The sequence below is a fragment of the Peribacillus sp. FSL E2-0159 genome, assembly GCF_038643155.1.
Taxonomy (GTDB): Bacteria; Bacillota; Bacilli; order Bacillales; family DSM-1321; genus Peribacillus; species Peribacillus simplex.
The window spans coordinates 624,104-650,995 of sequence record NZ_CP152053.1 but is presented as its reverse complement, the minus strand read 5'-3'; the positions used below and the strand labels follow the sequence as shown (position 1 = coordinate 650,995).

Annotated in this window: 27 protein-coding genes, 1 pseudogene and 1 riboswitch; of the genes and pseudogenes, 13 read left to right on the top strand and 15 right to left on the bottom strand. The window is 40.4% G+C overall.

Annotated features, from left to right (window positions below):
• Nucleotides 1-210: 210 nt before the first annotated feature.
• The 4 genes from NYE63_RS03205 (at nt 211) to NYE63_RS03190 (ending at nt 2,555) form a co-directional block, all read left to right on the top strand.
• The gene (locus tag NYE63_RS03205) at nt 211-435 is read left to right on the top strand and encodes a DUF1128 domain-containing protein (RefSeq protein ID WP_034305672.1); all 225 of its coding nucleotides are present in this window, start codon (nt 211-213) and stop codon (nt 433-435) included.
• 97 nt (nt 436-532) lie between these two features.
• Nucleotides 533-1,798, top strand: a complete 1,266-nt coding sequence (glp, locus tag NYE63_RS03200; protein WP_342604049.1) for a gephyrin-like molybdotransferase Glp — start codon at nt 533-535, stop codon at nt 1,796-1,798.
• The gene (mobB, locus tag NYE63_RS03195) at nt 1,786-2,301 is read left to right on the top strand and encodes a molybdopterin-guanine dinucleotide biosynthesis protein B (RefSeq protein ID WP_342604048.1); all 516 of its coding nucleotides are present in this window, start codon (nt 1,786-1,788) and stop codon (nt 2,299-2,301) included. Before glp ends, mobB begins: the two co-directional genes overlap by 13 nt.
• 11 nt (nt 2,302-2,312) lie before the next feature.
• Complete coding sequence (locus tag NYE63_RS03190; protein ID WP_063234700.1) at nt 2,313-2,555, top strand: DUF2164 domain-containing protein; 243 nt, start codon at nt 2,313-2,315, stop codon at nt 2,553-2,555.
• 40 nt (nt 2,556-2,595) lie between these two features.
• On the opposite strand, the gene map is transcribed toward NYE63_RS03190, so the two are convergent.
• The 6 genes from map to NYE63_RS03160 form a co-directional block, all read right to left on the bottom strand.
• Nucleotides 2,596-3,342: a type I methionyl aminopeptidase gene (map, locus tag NYE63_RS03185; RefSeq protein WP_063234699.1), complete on the bottom strand. Its 747-nt coding sequence runs from the start codon at nt 3,340-3,342 to the stop codon at nt 2,596-2,598.
• Between the two features lie 106 nt (nt 3,343-3,448).
• Nucleotides 3,449-3,964 (bottom strand): type 1 glutamine amidotransferase domain-containing protein, encoded by a 516-nt coding sequence (locus NYE63_RS03180; RefSeq protein ID WP_342604047.1) that lies wholly within the window; start codon nt 3,962-3,964, stop codon nt 3,449-3,451.
• A 198-nt stretch (nt 3,965-4,162) separates the two neighbouring features.
• Nucleotides 4,163-4,438 (bottom strand): late competence development ComFB family protein, encoded by a 276-nt coding sequence (locus NYE63_RS03175; RefSeq protein WP_342604046.1) that lies wholly within the window; start codon nt 4,436-4,438, stop codon nt 4,163-4,165.
• Between the two features lie 45 nt (nt 4,439-4,483).
• Nucleotides 4,484-5,239, bottom strand: a complete 756-nt coding sequence (gene motB, locus NYE63_RS03170) for a flagellar motor protein MotB (protein WP_342604045.1) — start codon at nt 5,237-5,239, stop codon at nt 4,484-4,486.
• The gene (motA, locus tag NYE63_RS03165) at nt 5,232-6,023 is read right to left on the bottom strand and encodes a flagellar motor stator protein MotA (RefSeq protein ID WP_342604044.1); all 792 of its coding nucleotides are present in this window, start codon (nt 6,021-6,023) and stop codon (nt 5,232-5,234) included. The genes motB and motA overlap by 8 nt, the downstream gene beginning before the upstream one ends.
• A gap of 388 nt (nt 6,024-6,411) precedes the next feature.
• Nucleotides 6,412-7,509 (bottom strand): AbrB family transcriptional regulator, encoded by a 1,098-nt coding sequence (locus NYE63_RS03160; RefSeq protein WP_342604043.1) that lies wholly within the window; start codon nt 7,507-7,509, stop codon nt 6,412-6,414.
• Between the two features lie 405 nt (nt 7,510-7,914).
• On the opposite strand from NYE63_RS03160, the gene mreBH reads away from it, so the two are divergent.
• Complete coding sequence (gene mreBH / locus NYE63_RS03155; protein ID WP_342604042.1) at nt 7,915-8,922, top strand: rod-share determining protein MreBH; 1,008 nt, start codon at nt 7,915-7,917, stop codon at nt 8,920-8,922.
• A gap of 504 nt (nt 8,923-9,426) precedes the next feature.
• Here mreBH and NYE63_RS03150 read toward each other — a convergent pair.
• Nucleotides 9,427-9,789 carry a stage III sporulation protein AH gene (locus NYE63_RS03150; RefSeq protein WP_342604041.1) on the bottom strand — a complete coding sequence of 121 codons (363 nt, stop codon included), beginning with the start codon at nt 9,787-9,789 and terminating at the stop codon, nt 9,427-9,429.
• A gap of 542 nt (nt 9,790-10,331) precedes the next feature.
• Here NYE63_RS03150 and NYE63_RS03145 point away from each other — a divergent pair.
• From NYE63_RS03145 to NYE63_RS03120, 6 genes are all read left to right on the top strand, one after another.
• The gene (locus NYE63_RS03145; protein ID WP_098370484.1) at nt 10,332-10,754 is read left to right on the top strand and encodes a hypothetical protein; all 423 of its coding nucleotides are present in this window, start codon (nt 10,332-10,334) and stop codon (nt 10,752-10,754) included.
• A 79-nt stretch (nt 10,755-10,833) separates the two neighbouring features.
• Nucleotides 10,834-11,406, top strand: a complete 573-nt coding sequence (locus tag NYE63_RS03140) for a VanZ family protein (RefSeq protein ID WP_342604040.1) — start codon at nt 10,834-10,836, stop codon at nt 11,404-11,406.
• Nucleotides 11,407-11,963: 557 nt separating this feature from the next.
• Nucleotides 11,964-12,527, top strand: coding sequence for a tyrosine-type recombinase/integrase (locus NYE63_RS03135; protein ID WP_063234693.1), 564 nt, complete (start codon nt 11,964-11,966; stop codon nt 12,525-12,527).
• A 52-nt stretch (nt 12,528-12,579) separates the two neighbouring features.
• Nucleotides 12,580-13,077: a cation:proton antiporter regulatory subunit gene (locus NYE63_RS03130; RefSeq protein ID WP_063234692.1), complete on the top strand. Its 498-nt coding sequence runs from the start codon at nt 12,580-12,582 to the stop codon at nt 13,075-13,077.
• A 6-nt stretch (nt 13,078-13,083) separates the two neighbouring features.
• Nucleotides 13,084-14,310: a cation:proton antiporter gene (locus tag NYE63_RS03125; RefSeq protein ID WP_098370480.1), complete on the top strand. Its 1,227-nt coding sequence runs from the start codon at nt 13,084-13,086 to the stop codon at nt 14,308-14,310.
• Nucleotides 14,311-14,857: 547 nt separating this feature from the next.
• On the top strand, nt 14,858-15,724 hold the full coding sequence (locus tag NYE63_RS03120; RefSeq protein WP_342604039.1) for a YihY/virulence factor BrkB family protein: 867 nt from the start codon (nt 14,858-14,860) through the stop codon (nt 15,722-15,724).
• A 61-nt stretch (nt 15,725-15,785) separates the two neighbouring features.
• On the opposite strand, the gene NYE63_RS03115 is transcribed toward NYE63_RS03120, so the two are convergent.
• From NYE63_RS03115 to ribE (NYE63_RS03100), 4 genes and pseudogenes are all read right to left on the bottom strand, one after another.
• Complete coding sequence (locus tag NYE63_RS03115) at nt 15,786-16,952, bottom strand: oligoribonuclease (protein WP_342604038.1); 1,167 nt, start codon at nt 16,950-16,952, stop codon at nt 15,786-15,788.
• A gap of 659 nt (nt 16,953-17,611) precedes the next feature.
• On the bottom strand, nt 17,612-18,082 hold the full coding sequence (gene ribE, locus NYE63_RS03110) for a 6,7-dimethyl-8-ribityllumazine synthase (RefSeq protein ID WP_048685088.1): 471 nt from the start codon (nt 18,080-18,082) through the stop codon (nt 17,612-17,614).
• 79 nt (nt 18,083-18,161) lie between these two features.
• A pseudogene (gene ribB / locus NYE63_RS03105) lies at nt 18,162-18,800 on the bottom strand (3,4-dihydroxy-2-butanone-4-phosphate synthase); the annotation flags it as partial.
• 18 nt (nt 18,801-18,818) lie between these two features.
• Nucleotides 18,819-19,457 (bottom strand): riboflavin synthase, encoded by a 639-nt coding sequence (gene ribE / locus NYE63_RS03100; RefSeq protein WP_342604037.1) that lies wholly within the window; start codon nt 19,455-19,457, stop codon nt 18,819-18,821.
• Nucleotides 19,458-19,602: 145 nt separating this feature from the next.
• A riboswitch (FMN riboswitch) is annotated at nt 19,603-19,733 on the bottom strand.
• Between the two features lie 203 nt (nt 19,734-19,936).
• Here ribE (NYE63_RS03100) and NYE63_RS03095 point away from each other — a divergent pair.
• Nucleotides 19,937-20,665, top strand: coding sequence for a TspO/MBR family protein (locus tag NYE63_RS03095; RefSeq protein ID WP_342604036.1), 729 nt, complete (start codon nt 19,937-19,939; stop codon nt 20,663-20,665).
• A 16-nt stretch (nt 20,666-20,681) separates the two neighbouring features.
• On the opposite strand, the gene megL is transcribed toward NYE63_RS03095, so the two are convergent.
• A complete protein-coding gene (gene megL / locus NYE63_RS03090) occupies nt 20,682-21,857 on the bottom strand; it encodes a methionine gamma-lyase (RefSeq protein ID WP_342604035.1) in 1,176 nt (391 codons plus the stop codon).
• 421 nt (nt 21,858-22,278) lie between these two features.
• Between megL and NYE63_RS03085 the strand changes: the two genes are divergently transcribed.
• Complete coding sequence (locus NYE63_RS03085) at nt 22,279-22,578, top strand: EamA family transporter (RefSeq protein ID WP_342604034.1); 300 nt, start codon at nt 22,279-22,281, stop codon at nt 22,576-22,578.
• A 97-nt stretch (nt 22,579-22,675) separates the two neighbouring features.
• Here the strand turns inward: NYE63_RS03085 and NYE63_RS03080 are convergent, their stop codons facing one another.
• The 3 genes from NYE63_RS03080 to putP all read right to left on the bottom strand — a co-directional run bounded on the left by NYE63_RS03080 (nt 22,676) and on the right by putP (nt 26,771).
• Complete coding sequence (locus NYE63_RS03080) at nt 22,676-23,812, bottom strand: DEAD/DEAH box helicase (protein WP_342604033.1); 1,137 nt, start codon at nt 23,810-23,812, stop codon at nt 22,676-22,678.
• A 48-nt stretch (nt 23,813-23,860) separates the two neighbouring features.
• Nucleotides 23,861-25,186 (bottom strand): ATP-binding protein, encoded by a 1,326-nt coding sequence (locus tag NYE63_RS03075; protein WP_342604032.1) that lies wholly within the window; start codon nt 25,184-25,186, stop codon nt 23,861-23,863.
• Nucleotides 25,187-25,301: 115 nt separating this feature from the next.
• Nucleotides 25,302-26,771 carry a sodium/proline symporter PutP gene (gene putP / locus NYE63_RS03070; RefSeq protein ID WP_342604031.1) on the bottom strand — a complete coding sequence of 490 codons (1,470 nt, stop codon included), beginning with the start codon at nt 26,769-26,771 and terminating at the stop codon, nt 25,302-25,304.
• Nucleotides 26,772-26,892 lie beyond the last annotated feature (121 nt).

The following is a 26,892-nucleotide window of genomic DNA, read 5'->3' as shown; positions in this document are numbered from 1 at the left end:
ATTAGTGATGGATAATGGTAGCTATCTCCATTATACAATGTTTAAAAAAGTTTTTTCCTATCTTTTCCCAAACTCTCTCACTTTAAAACGCGGGAGATGACCAAGTGAATCAAGAATCAAGCTTCGTTTTCCACCCGAATATTCATTGACTTCTAGAGGTAATCATGCAAAGATGAAAATAATTTAGGAACGTATGAAAGGATGAGGGAAATGGATTTAACGCAAAATACAGCCGAAAGTGTCGAGTTTATGATCGAAGCAATCAAGGATAAATTAAAGGTGATGAACTTCGGTGCAATCAAATCGACCCATTTTGATATCGAAATGTACGAAGAGCTGCACGATATTTATACAATGGTGATGAAAAAAACGAATTTCAGTGTCCGTGAAATGGAAGCGATCGCTGAAGAACTTGGAAGACTGCGTAATAAGTAACATTCAAATCCTCCCATACCGGTGAGGATTTTTTTCATTTTCAAAAAAATTCTGCTACATTTGATATAGAAATTGAAAACCGACAGGAGTTGTAAGCATGGTAGAAAGAAGAACGCCCATCAGTATTGCAGAAGCAGTGGAAAAAGTGATGAAGCATAAATTAATAGGACGTATGGAACTGATTCCCCTCGAGGAAAGCCAAGACCGTTTTTTGGCTCAAGATATAGTAGCTACCAATGATGTTCCGCATTTTAACCGTTCGCCATATGATGGATTCGCCCTAAGGTCCAAGGATACGGCTAAAGGTTCCATAAATAACCCTCTCGAGTTCGAAGTGGTTGAAGAGTTGGCTGCGGGTATGGTATCGACTATTCCTGTACAAAAAAATCAAGTGGCAAGAATCATGACTGGAGCTCAGATGCCAGCTGAGTGTGATGCCGTAATCATGCTCGAGCTTACGAAGGAATTCGAAAAAGACGGAAAGAAATACATATCATTTAAACGCTCACTTAAGGAAGGCGAAAACGTTTCTTTTCAAGGGGAAGATGCAAAGAAAGGCGATGTTCTTGTAAAAAAAGGAACAGCGATCAATCCAGGGATCATCGGCTTGCTGGCAACATTTGGTTATGCCGAAGTCCCAGTTGCCATGAAGCCTGTCGTCGGATTATTCGCTACGGGTTCGGAACTTCTTGATGTTAATGAACCGTTGCAGCCCGGGAAAATTCGCAACAGCAATTCACATGCCATCTCCGCCCAAATTCGGAGGGCCGGAGGAGAAGTTCGTTTTTATGGAAAGCTTAAGGACGAATTCAAATTAAGCTTCGAGGCCATTTCAACTGCCTTGGAGGAAGTAGATCTGCTCATTACAACAGGAGGAGTTTCTGTCGGTGATTTTGACCTTCTCCCGGATATTTATCAAAAAATTGGCGCTGATGTCTTATTTAACAAAGTGGCCATGCGCCCCGGTAGCGTGACGACCGTAGCGGTATATAATAACAAATTTTTATTCGGTTTATCCGGCAATCCATCCGCCAGTTATGTCGGCTTTGAACTATTTGCAAGACCAATCATCCGCACCATGCTGTTTTCGGAACATCCGCATTTACGAAAAGAGACGGCACAATTGGCAGAGGACTTCTTAAAACCCAATCCATTCTCACGTCTGCTTCGGACTCGATTATTTTACGAATCCGGCCAGTTGAAGGTAATTCCTAGCGGTGTGGATAAATCCAATATTACAACAAGCTTGGCAGGTGCCAATTCACTGACCGTCTTACCTGGCGGGACCCGTGGTTTCCAAACGGGAGATTTCGTGGACATCCTGCTTCTAGATGACCAAGAAGGATGCAAATGGCCTTGGTGAAGCCATTTATTTTTCAGGTGGTTGGCTACCAAAATAGAGGAAAAACGACCTTCATATCGAATATAATCAAAAAGCTTCGTGCAGCAAAATTAGAGACAGCCGTTTTAAAACATCATGGACATGGCGGAAAACCGGATGTCACGGGCATGAAGGATTCCAATAAACACTTTCAGGCTGGGGCGGCCGCTTCACTTGTTGAAGGAGATGGAACAATCGAGTTGCTCGGCAATTTCAAGGGGGAAGCCCCTATCACTGAGCTGATTCAATTACTGTGTCTATTTCTCCCTGATGTGATTTTAATTGAAGGTTATAAGCAAGAGGACTTTCCTAAGGTCATTTTAATCAAAGAAGAAAGTGACCTTCTGTTATTGGAACAGCTTACTAATGTCAAAGCAGCGGTGGCTTGGCCTGAGTGCCTGGAACGAACCAGGAATCATGCTTCAGTACCCGTCTTCCCTTTGGATTCGGATCAATTCATTACATGGCTTTTAGAACAAATATGAAGGAGGTCACAATGTTCATTCAATTTCCAATAGAAAAACGCCGTAAGATGATCGAAAGTATCCAAGAATATGTATATCAGGAACATGGCAAGGAAATCGGAGAAATCGCTGCTGAAAATCACTTGCAGTTCATTTTCGAAAATATCGCTCCCTTTATTTATAATGAAGGTATCAAAGATGCAAAAAAAGTCATTGAGGACAGATTAGGAAATATCGAAGAAGATTTGTATTCTTTGGAACGCCCAATTGATTAAAATGAAAAAACAGCATCATAATCGATGCTGTTTTTTATGTTCATTGTTCGGTAAGAATAAGTGGACCGTTTTTCGTAATGGCAATCGTATGCTCGTATTGAGCCGAGTATTTCCCATCTGCAGTGGATGCCGTCCATCCATTCGGATTCCGGCTTGCTTTATATGTACCCACGTTTACCATTGGCTCGATGGTGAATACCATGCCTTCCTTAAGACGCGGACCTTTATTCGGCAGTCCATAATGCGGAACCTGCGGCTCTTCATGAATGACATTTCCTATCCCGTGTCCGATGAAATCACGAACGACAGAGAAGCCTTCGGCTTCGACATACGTTTGTATGGCATGACCAATATCTCCAATCCGATTTCCTTCCACACATACTTCAATCGCCTTATATAAAGATTCCTTCGTCACATGCACTAGATGTTCGGTTTCCTTTGAAACCTTACCGACCGTATACGTCCAGGCAGAGTCAGCAAGGGCCCCGTTATAATTGACGACCATATCAATCGTTACGATATCTCCATTTTTCAAAGGGGTCTTACGAGGGAAACCATGACATATTTCTTCATTTATGCTAGCGCATGTTGCATACTCATACCCTTTGTAACCCTTTTGTTCCGGCTTCGCACCATGTTTTTTTAAGAATCCTTCAACAAATTCTTCTATTTCCCATGTTGTCACCCCAGGAACAATCAACTTTGCAATCTCCCTATGACAAGCTGCCAAAATTTTACCCGATTCATGCATCGCTTGAATTTCACGTGCAGATTTTAATACGATCAATCGTGACACTTCCTTTTTTATTCGTCTCTCCTTTTATTTTACTGCAAAGATGGAAGTATATGAATCCTTTAAAATGAAAAATCCCGGCAGCTGCCGGGATTTTTCATTATTTCAATAAATTGAGCGATTCCCGGTTAAATGCCGGAAGATCTTCGGGTGTCCTGCTGGTTACAAGCTGGTTGCCGCAAACCACAACCTCTTTGTCCAAATATGTGGCACCTGCATACTCCATATCGACTTTAATGGATGTATATCCTGTTGCGTGGCGTCCTTCAAGTGCCTTGGCTGTAATCAGCAACTGCGGTCCATGGCAGATTGCAAATACAGGTTTTTTAGCATCCATGAACGATTTTGCGAAAGATACGAAGCGTTCGTCAGCACGCAATTGATCAGGCGAGAACCCACCTGGGATGAATAATGCATCGAATTGTTCTGGTTTCACCGAGTCGATGCTTTCATCAATCTCGACTTCTACCTCCCCTTGTTTCCCTTTAACAGTTTTCCCTTTTATCATTTCAATCGTCGTTACCGTATGGCCGGCTTCTTCAAATGCTTTTGCCGGTTCACTATACTCCGAGTCCTCAAACATATTCGTTACTACACATGCGATATTTTTACCCATAATCATTCATCTCCTCAATATTTGATCGAATGAACCTACTTTGTACTTTATTTATGTTCCCTCTGCCACCTTAAATAAAACACATAATTGATTGTCCCTTTTGTTTATGAGGAAATACCGCTATATTTCCGACATTCCTTCGGCGGTTGTTGTCCACCTTTTTTAAATATCAGAAAAAAGATAAAGGCAGCCTTTAAATCAATGTTTAGGATATTGGCCAACAACGTGTATCGCACTGATGATTCTTTTATTGATCCATTTCCTGTTTTCTTCTGTATTCAAATTTCCAAATATCCTTTTCCGCCCTTCTTCCGTGGTTACATAGTAATTAGGCAGGTTATTCAATGATAATGTGATGATGTCATTTTTACATTTCCTGCATGAACAAAATGTTTGGTATTCCTTACCTGACATTAAAACCTGCACCCATGTCACAACGATCTCTTCCATCACATTTGTATATTCTCTTTCCATATATTCTCCTTCAAAAAGAAAAACCCGTCCATTCCTGACAGGTTTTCACTCATTTATCTCTGTCCGTGGAACAATTAGGATTTCAACTCTCCGGTTTTTCGCTCTTCCTTTTTTCGTTCCATTAGAAGCAACCGGCTTGAATTCCCCATGTCCTTTAGCACTGAACATTTCGGGATCCAACTCTTTATTTTCGAGGAGAAGTTTCATAAAATTAACGGAACGCATCACGCTCAGATCCCAGTTGGATTCATACTGGTAATTTTTAATAGGAATATTATCGGTATGTCCGCTTACGATAATGTTTCTGGGTAAGTCCATGACCAGTAAGTCCGAGATTTCCATAGCGATTTTTCGGTTTTCACTTCTCACCTCCGCCACACCCGATTCGAACAGCACGTTTTCCCTAATTGAAATCAGCATGCCTTCATCCGTAAGGTCCGTTCCCAATTTATCCGTTAAATCATTCTTTTGGATGTAGGCATTTACACGCTCCTGAACTTCCATAAGTTCTTCTTGCTCGTTTTTCCCTAGCTTCTCAAGATCTTCTGCACCTGTTCTTTGTTCTGGTGACGTCGGCTCATTGCTGGGGGAATCACTTGGGAACTCCATAAAACCCGTACCGCTTGTAAAAACCTGGTTAAATACATTGGACAACTGCTGGAACCTTACTGCATCAACCGAACTTGAAGCAAACAAGACGATAAAAAGCGCGAGAAGCAATGTTAAGATATCGGCATATGGAACCAACCATGATTCATCGATATGCTCTTCATGCCTTTGTTTCTTTTTGCGCCTAGCCATCTTCTCTCACACCGCCTTCTAACCACTTTTTACGATCTCCTGCAGGCAAATATGATGTTAATTTCTGTTCAATCGTTCTTGGCGCTTCCCCTTCGATGATCGATAAAATACCCTCTATCATCATTTCTTTGATTCGGACCTCCTGCCGCGATTTCCGTTTGAGCTTATTGGCAAATGGATGCCATAACACATACCCCGTGTATATCCCCATCAAGGTTGCGACGAACGCGGCAGATATGGCATGTCCCAATGCCTCCGTGTCAGCCATATTACCCAATGCAGCAATCAGCCCGATTACCGCACCCAATACGCCAAGCGTCGGTGCGTATGTACCGGCTTGACTGAAAATCGCTGCCGCGCTTAAATGACGTTCTTCCATCGCGTCAATTTCCTCTGCTAAAATATCACGAATATAATCGGCACTTTGACCTTCGACTGCAAGATTCAAGCCATTTTTCAAAAAGGTATTATCCACTTGATCCGAAATGCTTTCCAATGCCAATAAGCCTTCTTTCCTGGCAATGACCGCCCATTCCGAAAAGGTTTTTATTAAATCTTCAGGCTTTGTCAATTTCTGTTCAAAGAATAAAATCTTGAATATTTTTGGTAGTCTTTTTAATTCCGACAAAGGGAAAGCCGTTACGACAGCAGCTATCGTTCCTACAATAATGATCAAAATAGCCGCCGGGTTAATCAACGCCGTTACACTAACACCTTTCAACACCATTCCGACTAAGATGGCCACAATACCCAGGACTACGCCCAAAACTGATGTTATATCCATAATACTCACCCATTCATTTAAAGTCTCGTCTCCTCCTTATATCGGATGAAGTTCAAAAAAAATGAGGATTATTTTACTATTCGATTTCTATTTTCATTAAATCATCATAAAATCTACCAACTTCATTGCCTACATGAGCTTATTAAACAGCACATTTCAATGGTTCGGGCACAATATTCTTTCGAGAATGGAATTACAAGCATGTTAGTACGTAATTTTCTCATAACGTCTGGAATATGTTTTTTTACTCGTGAGCTTTGGCGGTTTACTCGTGAGTTTCAGCATTTTACTCGTGAGTTCTCCACTTTTACTCGTGAATTCCGCATAACACCTGACATATGTTCTTTTCACTCTTCTGTTTTTCGAAAAGAAAAAAGGACAAAGCCTCTCAGCTTTGTCCCTGTTCTTGTTTTACCTGTTTTCTTCCTATCAACCATTTTATGATGGGTGACAGAAAAAATAAAATGAATAAGATCCTGAATAAATGAAAGCTTGTGACAACGGATAAATCCACATGCACAGACATGGCTGTGACAGCCATTTCGGCGACGCCGCCTGGCGCCATGCTCAAAAATAATTCGTTCGCCTGTAAAGATAGGATCGGGGCAAACTGAATGGAAAGATAATAACAAAATCCAATCAATAGAACATTACTGACGAATACGGCCCCGAACATCTTTCTGAAAAGCCGGGGATTATCAACCTTCAGTGTGTAGCCTAAATGTGCGCCGATCAACAATTGTGACAAGTTCAACCAAAAGTCAGGAATCTGCGGGGCACCTGGGCCCACTAAATTGAATAGTGCTGCGGCCATGAGAGGTCCTAGCAAAAAAGGGAGTGGAAAATTCGCTTTCTTTGTGATGAAGATGAATAATAGCAAGATTAACAACATCATGATGGCTAATTTCCAATCATATTCAAATAAGAAAAACGGCCGCTCCGATATGGCCATTACCGCACCTGATTCAACTGACATTACATGTGTTACAATCCAAGGAACAATGGATATTACCAGGATGACACGAAGTGTTTGCATGAAACCTACAACCGTTTCATCACTATCCTTCATTTCCTCACTTAAGACCACCATCTGGGAAAGACCTCCAGGAAAACTACCAAGCATGGATGTGCCTAAGGATAAGTTCATTCGTTTTCCGACAAACCAGCCAGTCAACACTGTAAATGAAATAATTGCGATTGTCGTAAAAAGCATAACAGGCAGATATTCAACCATCTCATTTAACGATTGTTTCGTGAATGAACTGCCCAGTTGTAAACCTAGAATGACCAATCCAGTACTTCTAAAGGTTTTAGTCCATAACAGGTACTTCCTTAACTTCACTTTCGCGATCATCACGACGAATAATGGTCCAAGCATCCATGGCAGGTATATTCCAAGGCTATCAAACGCATAACCACCCAGGAAAGCTAAAAAAGCTGTAAAGATGACTCTAAAACTCTTACTCTCGATTAAATTTGCACTCACAAAATTACCTTCTTTATCTAAGCGGATTTTCATCTATATCTTAACATAAAATAAGCTGATTCAAAGCTGCCATCCACACTTGTTTTCGACTTGGGCGAGGGGGACAGTGGTGAAATATATTAAAAACGGCACATATGAGGGAACAATATTTTGCAGCATCCAGTTTACGTTTTACAATTGGCGCCAATAAATTCCGATGTAAGGATGGATTGGTTACAATTGGACATTTTTCGTTTTTGGCGTGCTTGCCATCACCAGTGCACTTTTATATTTCATCATGTTTTCGCTCTATGAAAAGGAACATCTCAACACTTCCACCATTTACTAGATTTCCCACCCCCACAAACTCGATATAAAAGGTAGAATGAGTATATAGGGGTCAAACTCTTATGGAGGGGTGACTAGATGTTATCAAATACAGAAATAGGCATTGACTTAGGAACTGCAAATACGCTAGTTTACAGTAAAAATAAAGGAATCGTATTTAATGAGCCATCTGTGGTGGCCATTGATATAGAGACTAATAAAGTATTGGCAGTCGGTGTGGATGCAAAAAACATGATCGGGAAAACACCTGGAAATATTGTGGCAATCCGTCCGCTTAAGGATGGTGTCATTGCGGATTTTGATGTAACCGCGCAAATGCTTCGGGAAATCATGAAAAAAGCAAGTAAGGCTCTAGGTTTATCGATACGCAAACCTAGTGTAGTGGTCTGTACACCATCAGGTTCCACATCAGTTGAGAGAAGGGCCATTCAGGATGCAGTCAAAAGCTGCGGAGCGAAACAGGTCCACCTTATCGAGGAACCAGTAGCAGCAGCAATCGGTGCGGGCCTGCCTGTCGAAGAGCCCATTGCCAATGTCATCGTTGATATCGGCGGCGGAACGACTGAGGTCGCAATCATCTCTTATGGCGGCGTCGTTTCTTGCAATTCAATCAGAATTGGCGGAGATCAATTGGATGAAGATATCAGCCAATATGTTAGAAAAAAACATAATGTGCTGATTGGTGAAAGAACAGCCGAGGAAATAAAAAAAGAAATCGGCTACGCACTCGTTAAACATTCCGTGATCACCATGGAAGTCAGGGGCCGCGATCTTGTAACGGGTCTTCCAAAGCCGATTACAATATCGTCCACTGACATCCAGGAAGCCATTCAGGAATCGCTTCTTCATATACTGGAAGCAATCAGGGCCACTTTGGAAGATTGTCCTCCTGAATTGAGCGGGGATATCGTCGATCAAGGTGTAATCTTATCCGGCGGGGGTGCACTTCTCAACGGGATACAAGAATGGCTGACGAATGAAATTGTCGTCCCAGTCCAACTTGCAGATAACCCGCTTGAATCGGTTGCCATCGGAACCGGGCTTTCACTTGAGGTCATTCACAAATTACAAAAAGCCGTGTACTAAAAATAAGGGGCTGTCTTTGAACTGCACCCCAATTGTTAGACAACATCTAACAATTGGAGGTGCAGTTTTTTTACTAAATATACGATAGACGAAAAATCAAATGCAGTTTTAGAGTAATTGTGAAGGAAAAAAAATATAAATTCATTGCTCAAGAAAGACATGTAGGTTTATCCCCTCTGAAAAGATGGGTTACTATCTGAAACATGGAATGGAAGGACTTGTTTCATCCTATACAAAATTACACTTGATGCGAGCACCTTGGTTACATGATACACCTATCCCCATAGCGCCGTCCTCCAGCAACCTTTTTTGCGTATCTAATACAAAGAAAAAAGACCTCAACATTTAAGTTGAGACCCTTTCATGCTTTGTAAAGGTATATAGGATTCACCCTTATTTTATTATCAAGGAAAACTCCCATTTGTTAATCTTCCAATTCTTGAATTCTTAAGCCTTCAATATCCTTAATCCTAGAAGCTTCGGTATCATTATCAGGATAAATAATCATTGTTTTTCATGCGAAGAAGTAGCCAACCAAACCTTTCCTTGTTTAAAAAATGACAAATCTTCAGGTAAACTTGGCATTCCCCCCTGATAAATCGATTTTGTAATTTTCTTTGCATTCTCGTCAGCGTGAAAATAATAAACATTTGCTGTCTGATTATCACCAAGAGTGGTACTAGCCCATGTTGACTCGCATCTCATTTCTATTAATGACACTTTTAACTTATTTATAATTTCTTCTAACCCTCGTATCGAACCCATATTGTTTCTAACAACTAGATGAAATTCATCACACACATCAAAGCATAAAACAAGCAGTTCTAAATATACTCGATTTTTTGGATTTCTTTCAATGCTTAACATCTTATCCCTCCCTTCGTTATCAATTACTTTTACATCGTATACTTCTACTAAAGGATTAATTCCTTGCACCGTTCTTCATTTTCCTTTGCGGCAATGATGCTTGCAATTGAAGTTCCATGACCATATAAATCTTTTGTATAATTTTTTTATTAATTACGTCATATTTAGCAACAATTTGTCCATTTAATGCAGGTTGCTGATCATTAATAACGCTGTCTAAAATTGCGACTTTTTTTAGGCTTATCATAAATACTGATATTAGACACATAGTTTTTTTAACTCATCTTCATTAAATTTCACCTTAATTTCTTTACTACTAGAATCGCATGCGATAAAAAAAACATTGTGATTATGTAAAAGATTGTTTTTTCATGGTTATACCTCAACTCGATAAAATTAAATATTCAAACATCAGTTTACTATTGTTCTTTTCTGAAACAGAACATTTCAAAATTGAGACGTAAATTGTGGATATTTACGATACTATAGTCCTTGTTAACAAATAGGTAATATGTGGTCACATATAAAAAAGGGTGTAATTATTGAAAACTAAATTATTTTCAGTTTCAGTGATATGTATATTATCAATTATTATAGCAATGCCCTCTTTTGCTTTTGCAGCAACTAACGCTTATAGCTTTACAATGAATCTTCGAATAGTTGATGGAAGTAAAAACGGTCAATATTTTAATTTAAATAAAGGAACTGCAAAATTAAGTGGTACACATTATCAATATAGCTCTGACCCTAGCCCTGTAGGTCCTAACCCCATAACTTATCAATTATGGAATAAGACTTCAGGTAACAGTTTTGGTACAATAAAAGCTACACCTAATAAAAATGGTACTTCTTCTAGTCTGTCAGGTAGCTATTCTGGTCTAGGTGGGGGTACTAAGTATTATTTGCAAATTTTTAGAGTTGATGACGGTAGAAATATAAAAGGTTCAGGAAAAATATCAAATTAAAACAACTGGAAAGAGCTTATAATTCTTTATAAGTTCTTTCTTTATTAATATAATATTTTTACGATAGGGGGTCTCTAAAATGGTTTATCATTTCAGCGGTTGGATTCTTTACAGTTTTATAATTTTATATATCATTTTGGCACTAATACTAAAATTAAGTTTCAAAAAAAGTTATACCTATCTTTTATTCTATACAATTATGTATGTTTATTTATGTAATGTTATAAACCTCACTCAATTTCCCATTTATGTAGATGATGATCAAAGAGAAGCATTTGGGGGGCAAAACGTTTGGAAAGAAATGAATTTAATCCCATTTAAATATGAATTTACTAAATTGAGCTTTTTTAATATTTTAATGACTGTCCCACTAGGCTTTGGATTACCCTCCTTATTTAGAGCCTCATTTAAGAAAATTTTAATAGCTGGTGTATTAACTGGAATAATTCTCGAATCTGGTCAACTACTAACAGCTTTATATGCAGGATATACTTTTAGATTTGTTGATATTGATGATGTAATCTTCAATATATCAGGGACATTATTAGGATATTTCATTTTATTTAAATTATTTAAATTAACGTTTAATATCCTTGTGAGAAAGTGGAATATAAAGTTTAATTCCATAGTTAAACATATCAATAATACATAACGATTTATCCTGTGAATAAACGCCATTTCAAATCGTTATCCGACTACACAGACACGGGTATGATGAAGCATCATCAGCGGGTCTATTTGGCATGCAAGGAGCAACAGCCACTTTCGCAGTCAACCTCAAACGAATTCTCACGAAAATAAAAGCAGAAAAGTAAATAAATATGAAAGAAATAGATCACTTCCTGTTCATTATCGTACAGGAAGTGATCTATTTTTGTTGAAAAAACAATAACTAATTCAAAAACGTTAGTTTTTCAACAGCCTCGCTGAAAGCCGAGGGGGATCCCGGACCGCCTCTGGAAAGCTTAGTGCCTCTCGTTACAACCCACGCCCACATTGTACAAGCCATAAAAAAATGTAGACAAACCCCTTTTTGCTTTAAAAGAAACTGATATATTTTCACTTGATTGTGTAGAGAATAAGAAAAAGCTTTTTTTGGTTCAACAGTACTTTGCTTTTTGGAGAAGCCTTAATAGGACTTAACGCATGAAATGTTACATAACTTGTGTTATAATGTAATTATGTTACATTGGCAAGAGGAGAAGATTTATGGAATATGTAGAAGCCTTTAAGGATATCAATCAAATCAGCAAAATAAAAACATACTTACGCGCTCACTCCAGTCGGGATTATTTATTGTTTGTACTCGGCATCAATACAGGTATGAAGATAAATGAAATGCTCGAAATCACCGTCGCCAGCGTTCTGGATGAAACGGGCAAAATCAAGGAGTTCTATGAGCAACGGACGGAAAATGACGAAGTGAACCAAATTTATTTGAACCTGAAAGTCCGTACCGCCTTACAAGAATACCTTAAAGGCTCGAAGGTTATCGAAGGTCAATTTTTATTTCTTTCCCCTAAGACAAAAAAGCCGATTACACGTCAACAGGCGCATCGAATCATCCATGATGCTGTGGAAGGTGCAGGGCTGACAGGCAAATTCGGAGCAAGTTCGATGCGTAAAACTTTTGGCTACCATGCCTATAAACAAGGAGTGTCACTGGCCTTGATACAGAAGCACTACCATCATTCCAGTCCATCGGAGACATTAAAATACATCGGCATATCAAAGGAGAAGAAATTCAAGACGAACATTGACGTTAACTTATAAACATTCTGTTATCTTCTATTAACTCTAACCAACATTTTAAGGAGGAATTCCAGTGAAAATTAGAGAAAGTGAACTTCCTGGTATTGGCCAAAAATTCGAAATCATAACGAGAAATGATGAAAAGTTAGTAATCGTCATTCACGATGATGGCCGTCGGGAATTATACCATTTTGATAATGAACATGAAGACGTCATATCGAGCATCACCCTTAACGATCAGGAATCCCGGCAAATGGCTTCCATCATAGGCGGCATGGTTTATAAACCACAAGCACTTGAAACGATTGAAATGTCATTGGGTGACTTGGTGATTGAATGGTTCAAAGTCGAACCGGGTTCAAAGGCCATTAATCAAACGATTGGATCGATTGATATCAGGAGCAATTATAACGTGACCGTCATCGCCCATTCTAAAAAAGGAAAAAAACAACTGAATAATCCTGGTCCTGACTCCATCATCGAAACAGGCGATACCCTTGTGATATCCGGTGAAAGAAAAGATATCCGTAACCTTATAAGAGAATTATTGACCGACGAAAGGAGTGACTAAGCTCATATGGACCATTTAGTCTTTGAAGTAGGAACTGCCCTACTTCTAGTAGCATTAGCTGCTCTCGTTGCAGGTAAATTCAAAATATCAAATGTTCCACTATTAATTATCATCGGGATGCTCGTTGGACCCCATGCCCCGCACTTCGGATTAATTGACCTGCGTTTCATTGAAAGTGATGAAATCATAGCTTTCCTCGGTCGTGTCGGTATTTTATTCCTTCTGTTTTACCTAGGGCTTGAATTTTCCGTCAAAAAGCTTATGAAGTCCGGGAAAAATATCGTGACAGGCGGAACCTATTACATTTTAATCAACGTGGGAATGGCCTTGCTGTACGGTTTCCTGCTCGGTCTTCCATTAAAAGAGGTTCTGATATTAACCGGGATCATCAGTTTTTCTTCAAGTGCCATTGTGGCAAAGGTACTTGTGGACCTTAAAAGGACCGGTAACAATGAAACCGAGCTAATCCTTGGCATCATCATGTTTGAAGATATCTTCCTCGCTGTTTATTTATCAGTCGTATCCGGATTGGTATTAAGCTCTTCTGGTTCCGTTTGGGGAACATTACTTTCTACATTTATCGCGATTGGGTATATGCTGATATTTTTCGTTATCGCCCGGAAAGCATCTGGGGTCCTTAACAAATTATTCAATATAACCTCCGATGAAATTTTTATCATCGTTGTGTTCGCATTACTATTCTTCATTGCCGGTTTCTCGGAAACGATTCATGTTGCGGAAGCCATCGGTGCATTACTGCTCGGCCTAGTCTTTTCTGAGACGGAACATAGCGACAGGATTGAGAAACTTGTCATTCCCTTCAGAGACTTCTTCGGGGCCATATTTTTCTTCAGCTTTGGCTTGAGTATCGATCCGACGACCCTTGGTGGAGCTGTCTGGATGGTTCTTGGAGCCGTCATCATCACCATAATCGGTAACTTTGCCGCTGGTATGATTGCCGGACGCAAATCCGGTTTATCTCACAGAGCTTCCGCAAACATCGGTTTAACGATCGTTTCACGCGGCGAATTCTCCATCATTTTAGCCAACTTAGGCATTGCTGGCGGTTTAATGCCTATACTAACCCCGTTTGCGGCACTTTATGTTTTGACCTTAGCGATTCTTGGGCCGATCCTTACAAAAGAATCCAAACACATCTATAATATCCTAAATAAAGTCTTCAAATGGACCCCTCCGAAGGTTCAAAAGGAACAAGGAAAAGAAGTTCAATAGTGAAAAAAGGCCAGACATCCATTGCTGTCTGGCCTCTTTTCTGTTTACCAATTACAACTCACTTCCATGATTTTCCTAATATAATTATACTTGTTATAAAAAGGGCATAAAATCATTCCTAATAGTAGTGTTTGGCCGTAATTATTCATAGGCTTAAAGTATCAACAGCACCTATTTACATTTAATCGTCAAACTTTCGTGATTTAGGTATACTTGCAGTACGAATCTTCACTCCCGGTTCTTCTAGGCATGATACTCGCCATTCCCCTAATTCTTAAAAATTTTAATAAAGGGCATTGGTAAGTGAATTGGCTAAGGTTGGTCATCCTTAATGTTCCTCTTTCCAAATTTGTTTTTGGTTATAAAGGACAAATGGATCAACCACGTTACAATCGATCGCTGGAGCAGTTGCAGGTTATGAATTTTCACAAGCTTCTACAAGCGAGCGGATTAGAGCTTTCAATTTCTTTTCTTTTTAGGATTAACATACATGAACAGAGGGAAAAGAAGCAGATAACCTAAGTAACTATTCAGGAGTGATGCCCAGATGAATAAGTCGATAAAATTTTCAAAGAAACTGATTAAAGAAATAAAGGAAGATCGTGTAACCGGGCTGGCAGCAGAACAAGCTTATTACTATTTACTGGCACTATTCCCTTTGCTCATTTTACTTCTGTCCATATTACCTTATCTGAACATCGATATTCAGACAGCCCTTAACACGATAAAAACCTTCATGCCTGCGGAAACGATGGAAGTCATCGAGAAGAATATCATCAACATATTATCTGAACGGAACGGCGGCTTACTGACTTTGGGTTTCCTTGGCACCATTTGGTCGGCTTCCAACGGAATGAATGCGTTCATCCATTCCATGAATATTGCCTATGATGTAGAAGAAACAAGGAATTTCATCAAAGCCCGCATCATTTCCATTGTATTGACATTAAGCCTTGTTGTAGCATTCATCGTCATGTTGGGTCTCCCCGTCTTCGGAAAGGTCATCATCGATTTATTACAGCAAGTCATTCCGATCCCTGAAGAAATGCAAATATTATTCAGCTTATTACGGTGGGTTATCGCAGTTGTGGTCATCTCACTTGTCCTGGCCTTTTTATATCGCTTTGCACCGAATAAAAGTTTTCCCATTAAACATGTCATCCCAGGGGCATTGACCGCAACTGTACTTTGGCTGGGAATATCACTTGGATTTTCATTCTATGTCAGTAACTTTGCCAACTACTCTTCCACTTACGGGAGTTTAGGAGGCGTCATCATCTTGATGCTATGGCTATATTTAAGTGGTTTGATCTTTGTGATCGGCGGAGAAATTAATGCGATACTTCATCGTCAAAACTCCATTCCAAAAAAACCATCGCGCACGATCGTTCATCCTGTCCCGCTTAAAAGGTAAATCATGAATTACAATGGAAGATTGAAAAGCGGCTGTCCCATTCGGACAGCCGCTTTCCTATTCATCCCTTATTGACAAACTCTTCATATCTTTCATCATGAGCCAGCCATGCAGAGTATTTCCGCTTCATGTACTTTTCCGCTTCCGCAAATGTATCGAATGTTTTTTTCTGTTGTTTTCCGTTGATTTCAACAATCCATTCCTCTTCTTCATCCTCATAGATGAATATGTCCTGTTTGTCTCTCGTTGAATATAGGCAACCCTCTGGGGATTCTTTTACATTCAATTGATTCTTATGTGCGTCCCGTTTAAGTGGCTCGGCATGGAATGTCTTTTCGACATATTGGCTATATGCCTTTTCGGACATGGTACAACCAGCAGCTTTTTGGTGGCCGCCCCCATCGTACTTGCCAGCAACCTCAGAAACATCTATATCATCGTGGATTGTCCGGAAGCTGATTCTTTTACTTCCTACCATCAAGATGGCTATATAATCCAGATGTGAGAACTCTTTCGACAGTTCATTACCCAATTCTGAGTGGTATGACTCTGCATGTACCACACCAGCTGTATGGGGTCCGACCGTAGCCTGATAGACTTCCCTTTTTTTCCTGTTTATGTACCGATCTACCCGACTCTCTTCAACATTCAGAAGGGTTTGCTCAACTTCATCAAAAGTAAAGCTTTCAGCTGTCGAAAGCTTATTTGCGATTTTCATTTCGAATTCCTCTATCGGAATCATGAAAAACAGGTCATTCAATCGTTTTGCCGTTGTATTTTTATTGACTTCCCATTCCCAGGTATCGTATTGACGGACCAATTCAACGAATTCAGCGACAATGCTTGAAGGTTCCAGCAATTTATTTTCAACTGCATACTGATAGAATAATGATGTCGCTGCCGTCTGTTTACCATCTTCCTGTTCGACAGTTACAGATGCCCAATCATGTTCGTTCAAATGAAGTGCTGACTTATGATGATCAATCAGCAGCGCCTTGCCTCCATCTTCCACAAACTGAGTAATCATTTTTTCGTTATCTTCATCAACCGATAGATCAGTTACGATCAATGTATCTTCAATCTTAGCCTGTTCAAGAAATGCTCCTACATTCTGATTAAGGCGACCAATCGAATTATAACTAACCACTACTTCTTCCCCGAATGCCAGCTTAGCTACAATGCCGCAGCCGACTCCATCTAAATCATTATGTGTAAAGAGATGGTACACACAAACCCCTCCTAATAACTAATAAATTTACTTTTCCCTAAAGACATGAATTTCAATTGCAATCTTTACAATTGTAGCATAATCATATCCGCATATTTTATCATGCTTCCATTACGTGATGCTTTTGTTCTGTTTTTTTATCGAAAATCCCCTAATAATTCTTTATTTCCCATAATTTATACCACTCTACTTCTAAGTTTGATTGGAATCGCATCCATATACGTCTCGTTGTTAGAATTAGAAAAGAGTAGGACAGATGAAATCAAACAATCGATCATGCTTAATGAAATCACCCGGTCCGTTAAAGGATTGACCGACTTTTATAACGGGCTTCAAAAAAACGTCCATACTAGAAGGGAAAATATCGAGGAAGTCACAAAAGAGATCAACCAAATATTAGAATAGACCAGTTTGATAATGGCAAAATCCGAGGAAGTGCACAGCAACAAATGAAGCCAATGTAGATTTCATCATAGAAGAGAATGCCGCTTCCCATGTAGAAGTTGCGGCGAGTGCCGAAGATCAGCATTCGCTAATCATCAATAGCTAGGAACTTTACGAACTATGAAGAATTGCTTAATGGTTTAAGAAAGTTGACATGATCCGGAACAACAAAAAAAAGCCGCAGGAATGTTAACCTGCGACTTCCTTATGTGAAATCACTGTTCTATCAATTTTCCAAGGTTGGCCATTTCAATGGCACTAACCGCAGCTTCATAGCCTTTGTTACCTGATTTTGTTCCTGCACGTTCAATGGCTTGTTCAATATTCTCAGTTGTCAGCAAACCGAAGATAACCGGTACACCTGTTTCCAATGAAACGGAAGCCATGCCTTTAGCTGCTTCATTGCAGACATAATCATAATGTGAAGTAGCACCTCTGATTACCGTTCCAAGACCGATTACGGCATCATATTTACCTGTATTCACAAGTTTCTTAGCAATTAACGGAAGTTCAAAAGCACCCGGGACCCACGCGATGTCAACATCATTCTCATCAACACCATGACGCTTAAGGCCATCCAATGCCCCTCCTAAAAGCTTGCTTGTGATAAACTCATTAAATCTTCCTACCACGATACCGACTTTCAATCCTGATCCGATTAATTGTGCTTCAATAGTTTTCCCCATGTCCAATTCCTCCTAATTTTTAAAAACAATATCATTTTTTTCATGTTAAGATTTAATTCCTTAAAATCCTTCAAGCTTTTGGGATGTTTAGTTCAAGTTCCTGTTTCCCGATTGTATCATTTTGTTGAAGATACCGAATCAAATCGGCTATCGTAATGAATTTCAGGTTGAATTTATCAGCGATGACTTCTAAATCGGATACACGGGCCATCGACCCATCTTCATTCATGATCTCACAAATGACACCAGCTGGAGCGGCACCGCATAACTTTGCCAAGTCCACCGATGCTTCCGTATGTCCTGCCCTCCTTAATACGCCGCCTTCTTTAGCGACTATCGGAAAAGTGTGACCAGGCCTTTGGAAATCTTCAGCGACCGAATCTTCATTAAGAAGCTCGAGGATGGTCAAGGACCTTTCAAAAGCACTGATTCCTGTAGAGGTGCTTTTATGATCGACACTTACCGTAAAAGCAGTGCCATGATGATCGGTATTTTCTCCTACCATAGGATGCAGTTTCAATTTCTCTGCCAGTTCTTCAGTGATGGTTGTACAAATCAAACCACGTCCATGAGTCGCCATGAAATTAATCGCTTCCGGTGTCGCCTTTTCGGCCAACACTACAAAATCCCCTTCATTTTCACGGTCTTCATCATCGGATACGATTACTACCTTGCCAGCCTTCAAATCTTCTATTGCCTCTTCTATTGTATGGAACATCATTACACCGCCCTTTTATTAGAATCCATGCTCTGCCAAAAACTCTAAATTCAGTCCTGGTTTTGGATTGCCATTTTTCATTTGATGTATTATATATTTCCCTATCATGTCGTTTTCGATGTTAACGATATCGCCAGCCGCTTTTTGTCCCAATATGGTGTCCTGATGAGTCAATGGAATCAATGATACAGTTAAAAGGTTCCTTTCGATTCCAAATATCGTCAAGCTCGTTCCATCAATGGCCACGGAACCTTTTGGAATGCAAAAGGTACTAAGCCCTTCTTCCAATTGGATTACATAATATACGGCATTTTCTTTCCGTTCTTTTTTTATGATTGTTCCGGTTCCGTCGATATGACCTGAAACAAAATGACCGCCAAACCTTCCCTGTGCACTCATGGCTCGTTCGAGATTAACAGGTGATCCCAATTTTAACGTCCGGATCGAGGAAACCTTGACCGTTTCCGGCATCACGTCGACCGTAAACAAACTTTTAGTGAAGGACGTTACCGTTAAGCAAACTCCGTTGACTGAAATACTATCCCCCAGATGCACATCTTCAAGGATTTTTTCAGAACGAATCGATAACTCCATACTGCTTTTTCCTTTTTTCAAGGAATGTACGGTACCGATATCCTCAATGATTCCCGTAAACATGTTTTTCCCCCTTTTATAAAATATAAAAAACCCCTTAGGATGACCTAAGGAGTTAGCAGGAGAAATGAGTGAAAAAAATTGTATACCTAAAAAGCCTAATATTTTCATTTCGAAAAATTAGGCGTACGTATACACTTGGGTTCCACACGTCCTTCTCCCATCCAGACTGTACTGTCGGCTTTGGAATCTCACCAAATCCTGCCTTTAACAGGCTCGCGGGCTTAGAATTTCTTCATCACCGCCGGTTGGGATTTTCACCCGACCCCGAAGGACTAAAATAATATGAATCTTTGAATATTTTATCACCATAAAGTGAAGATGTAAAATTTCTAACCTTAAATGGTTCAATTGTTACAGGAACTTCCTCTCTTTATGAAAAAATGACCCCCAAGTACCCCCGGTGTGCTCCAAAAAGGTTAACCAGGCTAAATATGTGGAATAAGGTTAGCAGGATCACAATTCATACAAGGAGGAAGCCCATGATTATTTCCATCATTAACTTGATTTTCTATCTGTTCGTCGTCACGATGAATTTTTTAGCCAATTTCCTGCCATTGAACGGCCAAACATCAGGAGAGATTTCCGATAAACTGGATGTCCTTTTCACTCCTGCCGGTTATGTATTTTCCATATGGGGCTTAATCTATTTTCTGCTCGCCATCTGGGTATTCAGGCAGTTTTTAAGTAAACATCAAAACAGCCCTGCTTATAAGGCATCCTTCCCTTGGTTCGCTTTAAGCTGTGTCCTAAATGGCGCTTGGCTTTTGGCTTGGCACTATGAGCACTTTTTATTATCCGTATTCATTATCATTGCTCTGTCGGCCACTTTAATGGTCATTTATACAAACATAAAAAAAGTGGAGCACACTACTTTCGACCTATTTCCGTTTTCCGTTTATACAGGCTGGGTAAGTGTTGCAACCATCGCTGACATTTCTTATTACCTCACCTATATCAAATGGGACAGTTTTGGGCTTTCCAGTTTAACCTGGACGATCATCCTGCTGATTGCAGCAACAATCCTGGCCTTTGTCTTTGCAGGTAAAAACCGGGATTGGTGCTATCCTCTCGTATTTGTTTGGGCGTTCATAGGGATCGGGATACGAAATAGCGCCGCCTATCCGGTAATCACAGACGTTTCTTATATCCTGGCAGCCATCACTTTTATCGTATCCATCACCATATTCATTAAAAATAGAAGGAACTGAATAAGGAATATGGTAGTTAAAATGCTTGCTGAATATCTTCCCAGACGTCCTGCCAAGCTTCAAGGCCAACTGAGAGACGGACCAGTTGGTCACTGATGCCCATTTGTTCACGCGAATCTTTAGGAATGGCAGAATGCGTCATGGTAGCGGGATGCTGGATCAATGTTTCGGCATCCCCCAAACTTACAGCAATTTTGATAAGTTTCAATTTATTGAGGAATTCCTGTGCATCCTGTTTTGTGCCATGCAATTCGAAAGAGATAAGGCCGCCGCCATGTTTCATCTGTTTTTGCATTATATAATGATTCGGTGAAGCATCATCACCTGGATAATATACCTTTTTCACCTTTGGATGTTTCTTAAGTTCTTGAAAGATTGCCATTGCATTGTCCGAATGACGGTCCATCCTGACAGGCAAGGTCTTTAACCCCCGCAATAGTAACCAAGCATCGAATGGTGAAATGATTCCACCGATATCTTTCTGTGTAGTTCCAGCTACATGATTCATGAATTCCTTTTTACCGACGACAAGGCCCGCAACGACATCCCCATGCCCGCAAAGATATTTCGTAGCGCTATGAAGGACGATATCACAGCCATATTCAAGCGGCCTCTGTAGGTAGGGCGTCGAAAACGTATTATCGACTACGACCGTCACATTATATTCCTTCGCAACTCTCACCACCATCTGTAAGTCAATCAATTTCATCGTCGGATTGATTGGGGTTTCTACATATATGCAGGTCGTTTCCGGCCGGATCATATTCCTTACCTGTTCTTCTGTATCCATTTCACAAAAATCATGAGTGATGCGGTATTTATTTTTCATTAGCTGCAGAAGGCCAAATGTACAACCATATAACCCCTGTGAGCACAGGATGTGGTCATCTGTTTTTGTTAACGCAAAAAGTACTGCTGAAACAGCAGCCATCCCTGAACCGAAAGCAAGGCCAGCTTCCCCACCTTCCAAAGCGGCAATCTTTTCTTCAAGCACTTGTACCGTTGGATTTCCAAGGCGAGAATAAATATATCCATCTTCCAAACCAGCAAATCGCCGTTCCCCTTGCTCGGCATTTTCGAAAGTGAATGTCGAGGTTTGGAATAAGGGTGTTGCCAAGCTTCCTAAATGTTTCTTCGAGTCATATCCTTCATGGATGACTGCAGTTTCAAACTGTTTATACTTTCCTGTCATACCGTCTCCTCCTAACCTATGTCTATTGCTATCATATGTCAAAAAACCATATAAAGGAAGCGTTTTCATTCATGATTATCCCCCATTAATGAACTCTTGAATTTAGTAAATGTGATACTATTTCACAATCAAATATTTATAATGGAAGATTTTAGGTGTTCAACAGATGAACAAATTCATTTTTGGTTTTCTGGTCATTTTAACGACTGCTTTAATGGGGTCATCATTCGCAATAGGAAAAATTGGTTTAGCGTATACTTCCCCAATTTACTTGTAGCGATTCGTTTCATCCTAACACAATGGTCGGGGTTCTGCTCGGCTTAATCGGCGTCTTTATAACAATGGGCGCACATCTTGATTTGAAGACCGGCCCCCTCCTTGGATTGATGTAAGCCATTTCTTGGTCCATATCAACCCTATTATGAAAAATTTGGGACATACTTTCGACACTTGGGTCATGACAGCCTATCAAATGCGGTGCGGGGGTATTCTCCTGCTCATTGGATCATTTCTTTTTGAATTGCCCTTTTTCAAGATTACCCAGGCATCCATCATTATTTTGTCTTGGCTGGCCATCATGGCATCCATCGTTCAATTTTCGGTTTGGTATTTCCTATTACAAAAGGGTGATCCAGCAAAAACAAGCGCTTTCCTATTTCTAGCTCGCTTTTTCGGTGTCCTATCTGGCTACCTCTTGCTGGATGAGCCTGTTCACTGGTAGGTGTGGATTCTGCAAAATGAGCAACTTTTTAATTTTTAATCTTAACGTGCATTTTAAAAAAAAAGAGACAGCCGCCATGGCCGTCCCTTTTTCCGAATCATTCATCGACTACGATGTTTCCACCATAGAAGGTTACTCTCGTTAATGGAATCTCCAGTTCACGAGCCATTTTTTTCAACTCTCGCTCTTCTCTTTCCGTTACGATTGAAATGACAGTGCCATCTGCACCTGCACGCCCAGTTCTCCCAGATCTATGGATATACTGTTCAACGTTGTCAGCCATATCAATATGAACGACCGCAGTAAGACCTTTAATATCAAGCCCCCTTGCCGCTACATCCGTTGCTATCAGCATTGGGGATTTTCCGGAACGAAGCTTGCGCAGCGCTTTCTCCCTGTCAACTTTATTGGATTCACCGTGAAGCACGCCCATTTCAATACCTTTATAACTCAACTTTTCATGTAAGACGCTCAGCTCTGCTATATCATTCAGGAAGGCAAGGGCCTTCACATCTTTAAGTCTTGTGATTTTCTCGAGAATCTTGGACTTTTCCCGTCTCTCAACAACAAAGTAAAGATGGTCCACCTTTGATTCCATTTTTTCATGCTTATCGACCTTGATCATTTCGGGTTCATTCATGAATCCCCGGGCCGCTTTTTCCGTTTCCTCTGGCAGGGTAGCTGAAAAAACCATGATTTGCCGGTCTTTTAGCGTAGTTTTAATAATATTGTTGATCGTTCCCATATGCTCCGGAGTGATCAATTGGTCACCTTCATCAAGTACTATCGTCTTAACTTCATGCATCTTCAATTTCTTTTGGGCAATCAATTCGTAAATCCGTCCCGGTGTTCCAGCAATCACCTGTGGATGCTTTTTCAGTTTGTCCAACTGCCTTTTCACATTAGCACCGCCGATGAATGCTGCACCCGTTATGCCGCTTCCCTCTGACCAAATGCGAATTTCTTCATTGATTTGCATGACCAGTTCTCGTGATGATGCCAGAATCAAAGCTTGGGGCGATTTTTTTTCAGGATCTATCTTTTCCAGCAATGGCAGTAAATATGCTAATGTTTTTCCTGTACCAGTCGGTGATTCGGCCATGATATCTTTTCCCTCGACAATCACGGGAATCGCTTTCGTTTGAATCGGGGTAAGTTGTCCGAATCCGGACTTTTTCCAGACCTCTTGTATATATGGTTTTCTATCGTTCACTAATGCAGGTAATTCGCTCATATCGTTCTCCTTTAATATAAAACTTTTCCTATCTTTTCATAGTACCATTTATTCTTGTCCAGTAGCCAACGGAATACGAATTGTAACCGTCGTCCCTTTGTTTATCTCACTTTCAAAATGCATTTCCCCCTGAAGGCGATGAACGATCTTCCGGCAAATTGCAAGCCCGATCCCTGTGCCCTTTTCCTTCGTCGAATAAAAAGGCTCACCAATCCGTTCAAGTCGCTCGGGCACCATACCCATGCCATTATCACTCACGCTGACCACAGCTTGTCCATCGATGATTTGCAGCGATATGTCAATCTCCCCATTATCCTCAATCGCTTCAATGCTGTTCTTGACGATATTGATTATCAACTGTTTAAGTTCAATTGAATCAGCCATAATATAAATCGGTTCGGCGGTTTTAACCCTGAACCCCATTTCGATATTATTCAAATTCGTTTCTGCTTTCATCAACGTGAATACCTGTTGTAAACTGTCGGCCAGATCGATCCTGCAAAATGCGACATCCTGTTTCTTCCCGAGTACCAAAAGTTCACTTGAGATAATATTAATTCGGTCAATTTCCTTCAACATGATATCAGAATGCAGCGGGTTTACTTCCTGGGTCATATCCATTAACTGCACAAATCCTTTTAACGATGTCAGCGGATTCCTTATCTCATGTGCGACGGCCGCAGCCAGATGTCCGATTACAGATAGCTTTTCAGACATGATCATCAATTCCTCTTCGCGCCGCAATTCAGTAATATCCCTAACGATTGCATATACTCCAAGCACTTCCGCTTGAACGATGATCGGTAAAAAGGTTACACGGATTATCCTTTTTTCATCACTACTATTCTGGATGGTCGTTTCGAATTTTACAGCCTCCCCTTGAAGGGACTGCATAAAGAATACAGATACTTTATCACTTTCATTCCAGTTGATGAGATGATTCGCATTCTTGCCTTTCAAATTGTCACTATTATGACCTAACAGTTTTTCAGCTTCCGGGTTTATCGAAACGACATTTCCTTCGAGATTCAGCTCAAGGACACAATCCGGGTTATGCTTGAACAACGACTGATACTGTTCATCCTTCAGAATGAATTCCTGCTGAGACCTCAACATTTTCCCCATCCAATACCTGATTATGAAGTATAGGAAAAGCCCGGTTATGAAAATGAACATCCACCCTTTGGAATGCTGAAACATTGCATATATCTGAACATCTGCCCTTGCCTGTGTCATAGAGATGTAATCCGTAACGAAAATCCATAAGACGCCAATGATTATATATATAATAGCCACTTTACATGCAATTTTATGAGATTGGTTCATGTTTTTTCCTTTGTATTGTTTTTGGTTTATTATTCCCAAATCACTCAAAAAAAGCCCTCATGTTTTCAACATAAGGACTCTATGGATATTGTACCATATATATTGCATTCATTGTTTTATATCGCTAAAAAATCCAGCAGCATTTTAACTGGAACTTCAATGATCAAGAGAGGTTTTTAATGGCTTGATTGAATTCTTCTTCTATATCTTTTGTAGGCTTGGCCGATAATAAGCTGAAAACGACCACCGCTATTGAACCAGCGATGAAACCAGGAATGATTTCGTATACTTCAGCGAACTTATCGATCATATCCCAGACGATCACGGTTGCCGTACCGACAATCATTCCCGCCAGGGCTCCCCATTTCGTCATCCGTTTCCAGTACAGGCTTAACAGAATGACAGGACCGAATGCCGCTCCAAAACCAGCCCATGCATAACCCACCAATTTAAGGATCGTACCGCTTGGATTAAAAGCCAATAATAGGGCAATGGCGGATATCGCCAATACACCAAACCGACCTACCAGCACTAATTCCTTATCAGATGCATTTGGCCGAATGAACTGCTTATAGAAATCATCGGTCAGAGCACTTGCCGATACTAACAGCTGTGATGCAATCGTACTCATGACCGCTGCTAAAATCGCAGCCAACAAGAAGCCTGTAATTAAAGAAGGAAATAGTTCTTTTGCCAAAATGATGAAGACGGACTCAGCATTTTTTTCCCCTAAAGGACTGTTTGTCAGGTTAAAATAAGCTATTCCCACCAATCCGGTGAACATCGCTCCGACGATAGCAAAAATCATCCAGCCCATACCGATTCGCCGTGCACTTTTCAATTCTTTAACAGATGAAACCGCCATGAATCGAACGATTATATGAGGCTGCCCGAAATAACCAAGCCCCCATGCTAGAAGAGATATGATGCCAATGGTAGATGTTCCTTCAAATGCATGCAATAAGTTCGGGTTAATCGATTTTATTTCATTGAAGGTAGGATCCCAGCCACCAATATTTACAATCGTGACAACTGGTACTAGAATTAAGGCAATGAACATAATTGTACCTTGTACGAAGTCCGTCCAGCTAACGGCCAGGAATCCACCAAATAATGTATAAAGAATAACGACGCTCGCCGTCAGCCAGATGCCCCACCGGTAATCCAAATTGAAAGCCGAGCGGAAAAGCTCACCGCCTGCTACCATGCCTGAAGAGGTGTAAAAGGTGAAGAAAATTAAAATGACCGATGCTGATACCACTTTTAAGACACGGGAGCCATCTTTAAATCGATTTCCCAAGAAGTCGGGAATCGTAATCGAATTGCCGGCCACTTCCGTGTATGTCCGAAGTCTTGGTGCCACGAATAACCAGTTTAAATATGACCCTGCACACAGGCCGACGACAATCCAGCCAGCACTTAATCCGCTTATGTACATTGCACCGGGAAGACCCATCAACAGCCAGCCGCTCATATCGGAAGCACCTGCACTCAATGCAGTTACAGCTGGGCCCAAGTTCCGGCCGCCAAGCATGTAATCGGTTAAGTTGGCCGTTCTCCGATAGGCCAAATAACCAATTAACAGCATGCCTGCCATGTATATTCCAATTGATATTATAATTCCATATTCCAAAAATGAATCCTCCTATTTATAGGTTAATTTTCATCTTGTAAGCTTATCAGAAAAAAAAACATATGTTAAGAAGTTCTTGCACCTATCAACAATTTCACTTTCAATATAATTAAGAAAATTC

Bases quoted from the DNA above. Each gene is read 5' to 3' on its own strand.
- NYE63_RS03205 (WP_034305672.1), top strand. From the start codon at position 211: ATGGATTTAACGCAAAATACAGCCGAAAGTGTCGAGTTTATGATCGAA.
- glp (WP_342604049.1), top strand. From the start codon at position 533: ATGGTAGAAAGAAGAACGCCCATCAGTATTGCAGAAGCAGTGGAAAAA.
- mobB (WP_342604048.1), top strand. From the start codon at position 1,786: ATGGCCTTGGTGAAGCCATTTATTTTTCAGGTGGTTGGCTACCAAAAT.
- NYE63_RS03190 (WP_063234700.1), top strand. From the start codon at position 2,313: ATGTTCATTCAATTTCCAATAGAAAAACGCCGTAAGATGATCGAAAGT.
- NYE63_RS03180 (WP_342604047.1), bottom strand. From the start codon at position 3,964: ATGGGTAAAAATATCGCATGTGTAGTAACGAATATGTTTGAGGACTCG.
- NYE63_RS03175 (WP_342604046.1), bottom strand. From the start codon at position 4,438: ATGGAAAGAGAATATACAAATGTGATGGAAGAGATCGTTGTGACATGG.
- motB (WP_342604045.1), bottom strand. From the start codon at position 5,239: ATGGCTAGGCGCAAAAAGAAACAAAGGCATGAAGAGCATATCGATGAA.
- motA (WP_342604044.1), bottom strand. From the start codon at position 6,023: ATGGATATAACATCAGTTTTGGGCGTAGTCCTGGGTATTGTGGCCATC.
- mreBH (WP_342604042.1), top strand. From the start codon at position 7,915: ATGTTATCAAATACAGAAATAGGCATTGACTTAGGAACTGCAAATACG.
- NYE63_RS03150 (WP_342604041.1), bottom strand. From the start codon at position 9,789: ATGTTAAGCATTGAAAGAAATCCAAAAAATCGAGTATATTTAGAACTG.
- NYE63_RS03140 (WP_342604040.1), top strand. From the start codon at position 10,834: ATGGTTTATCATTTCAGCGGTTGGATTCTTTACAGTTTTATAATTTTA.
- NYE63_RS03135 (WP_063234693.1), top strand. From the start codon at position 11,964: ATGGAATATGTAGAAGCCTTTAAGGATATCAATCAAATCAGCAAAATA.
- NYE63_RS03125 (WP_098370480.1), top strand. From the start codon at position 13,084: ATGGACCATTTAGTCTTTGAAGTAGGAACTGCCCTACTTCTAGTAGCA.
- NYE63_RS03120 (WP_342604039.1), top strand. From the start codon at position 14,858: ATGAATAAGTCGATAAAATTTTCAAAGAAACTGATTAAAGAAATAAAG.
- ribE (WP_048685088.1), bottom strand. From the start codon at position 18,082: ATGGGGAAAACTATTGAAGCACAATTAATCGGATCAGGATTGAAAGTC.
- ribE (WP_342604037.1), bottom strand. From the start codon at position 19,457: ATGTTTACGGGAATCATTGAGGATATCGGTACCGTACATTCCTTGAAA.
- NYE63_RS03095 (WP_342604036.1), top strand. From the start codon at position 19,937: ATGATTATTTCCATCATTAACTTGATTTTCTATCTGTTCGTCGTCACG.
- megL (WP_342604035.1), bottom strand. From the start codon at position 21,857: ATGACAGGAAAGTATAAACAGTTTGAAACTGCAGTCATCCATGAAGGA.
- NYE63_RS03085 (WP_342604034.1), top strand. From the start codon at position 22,279: ATGAAAAATTTGGGACATACTTTCGACACTTGGGTCATGACAGCCTAT.
- NYE63_RS03080 (WP_342604033.1), bottom strand. From the start codon at position 23,812: ATGAGCGAATTACCTGCATTAGTGAACGATAGAAAACCATATATACAA.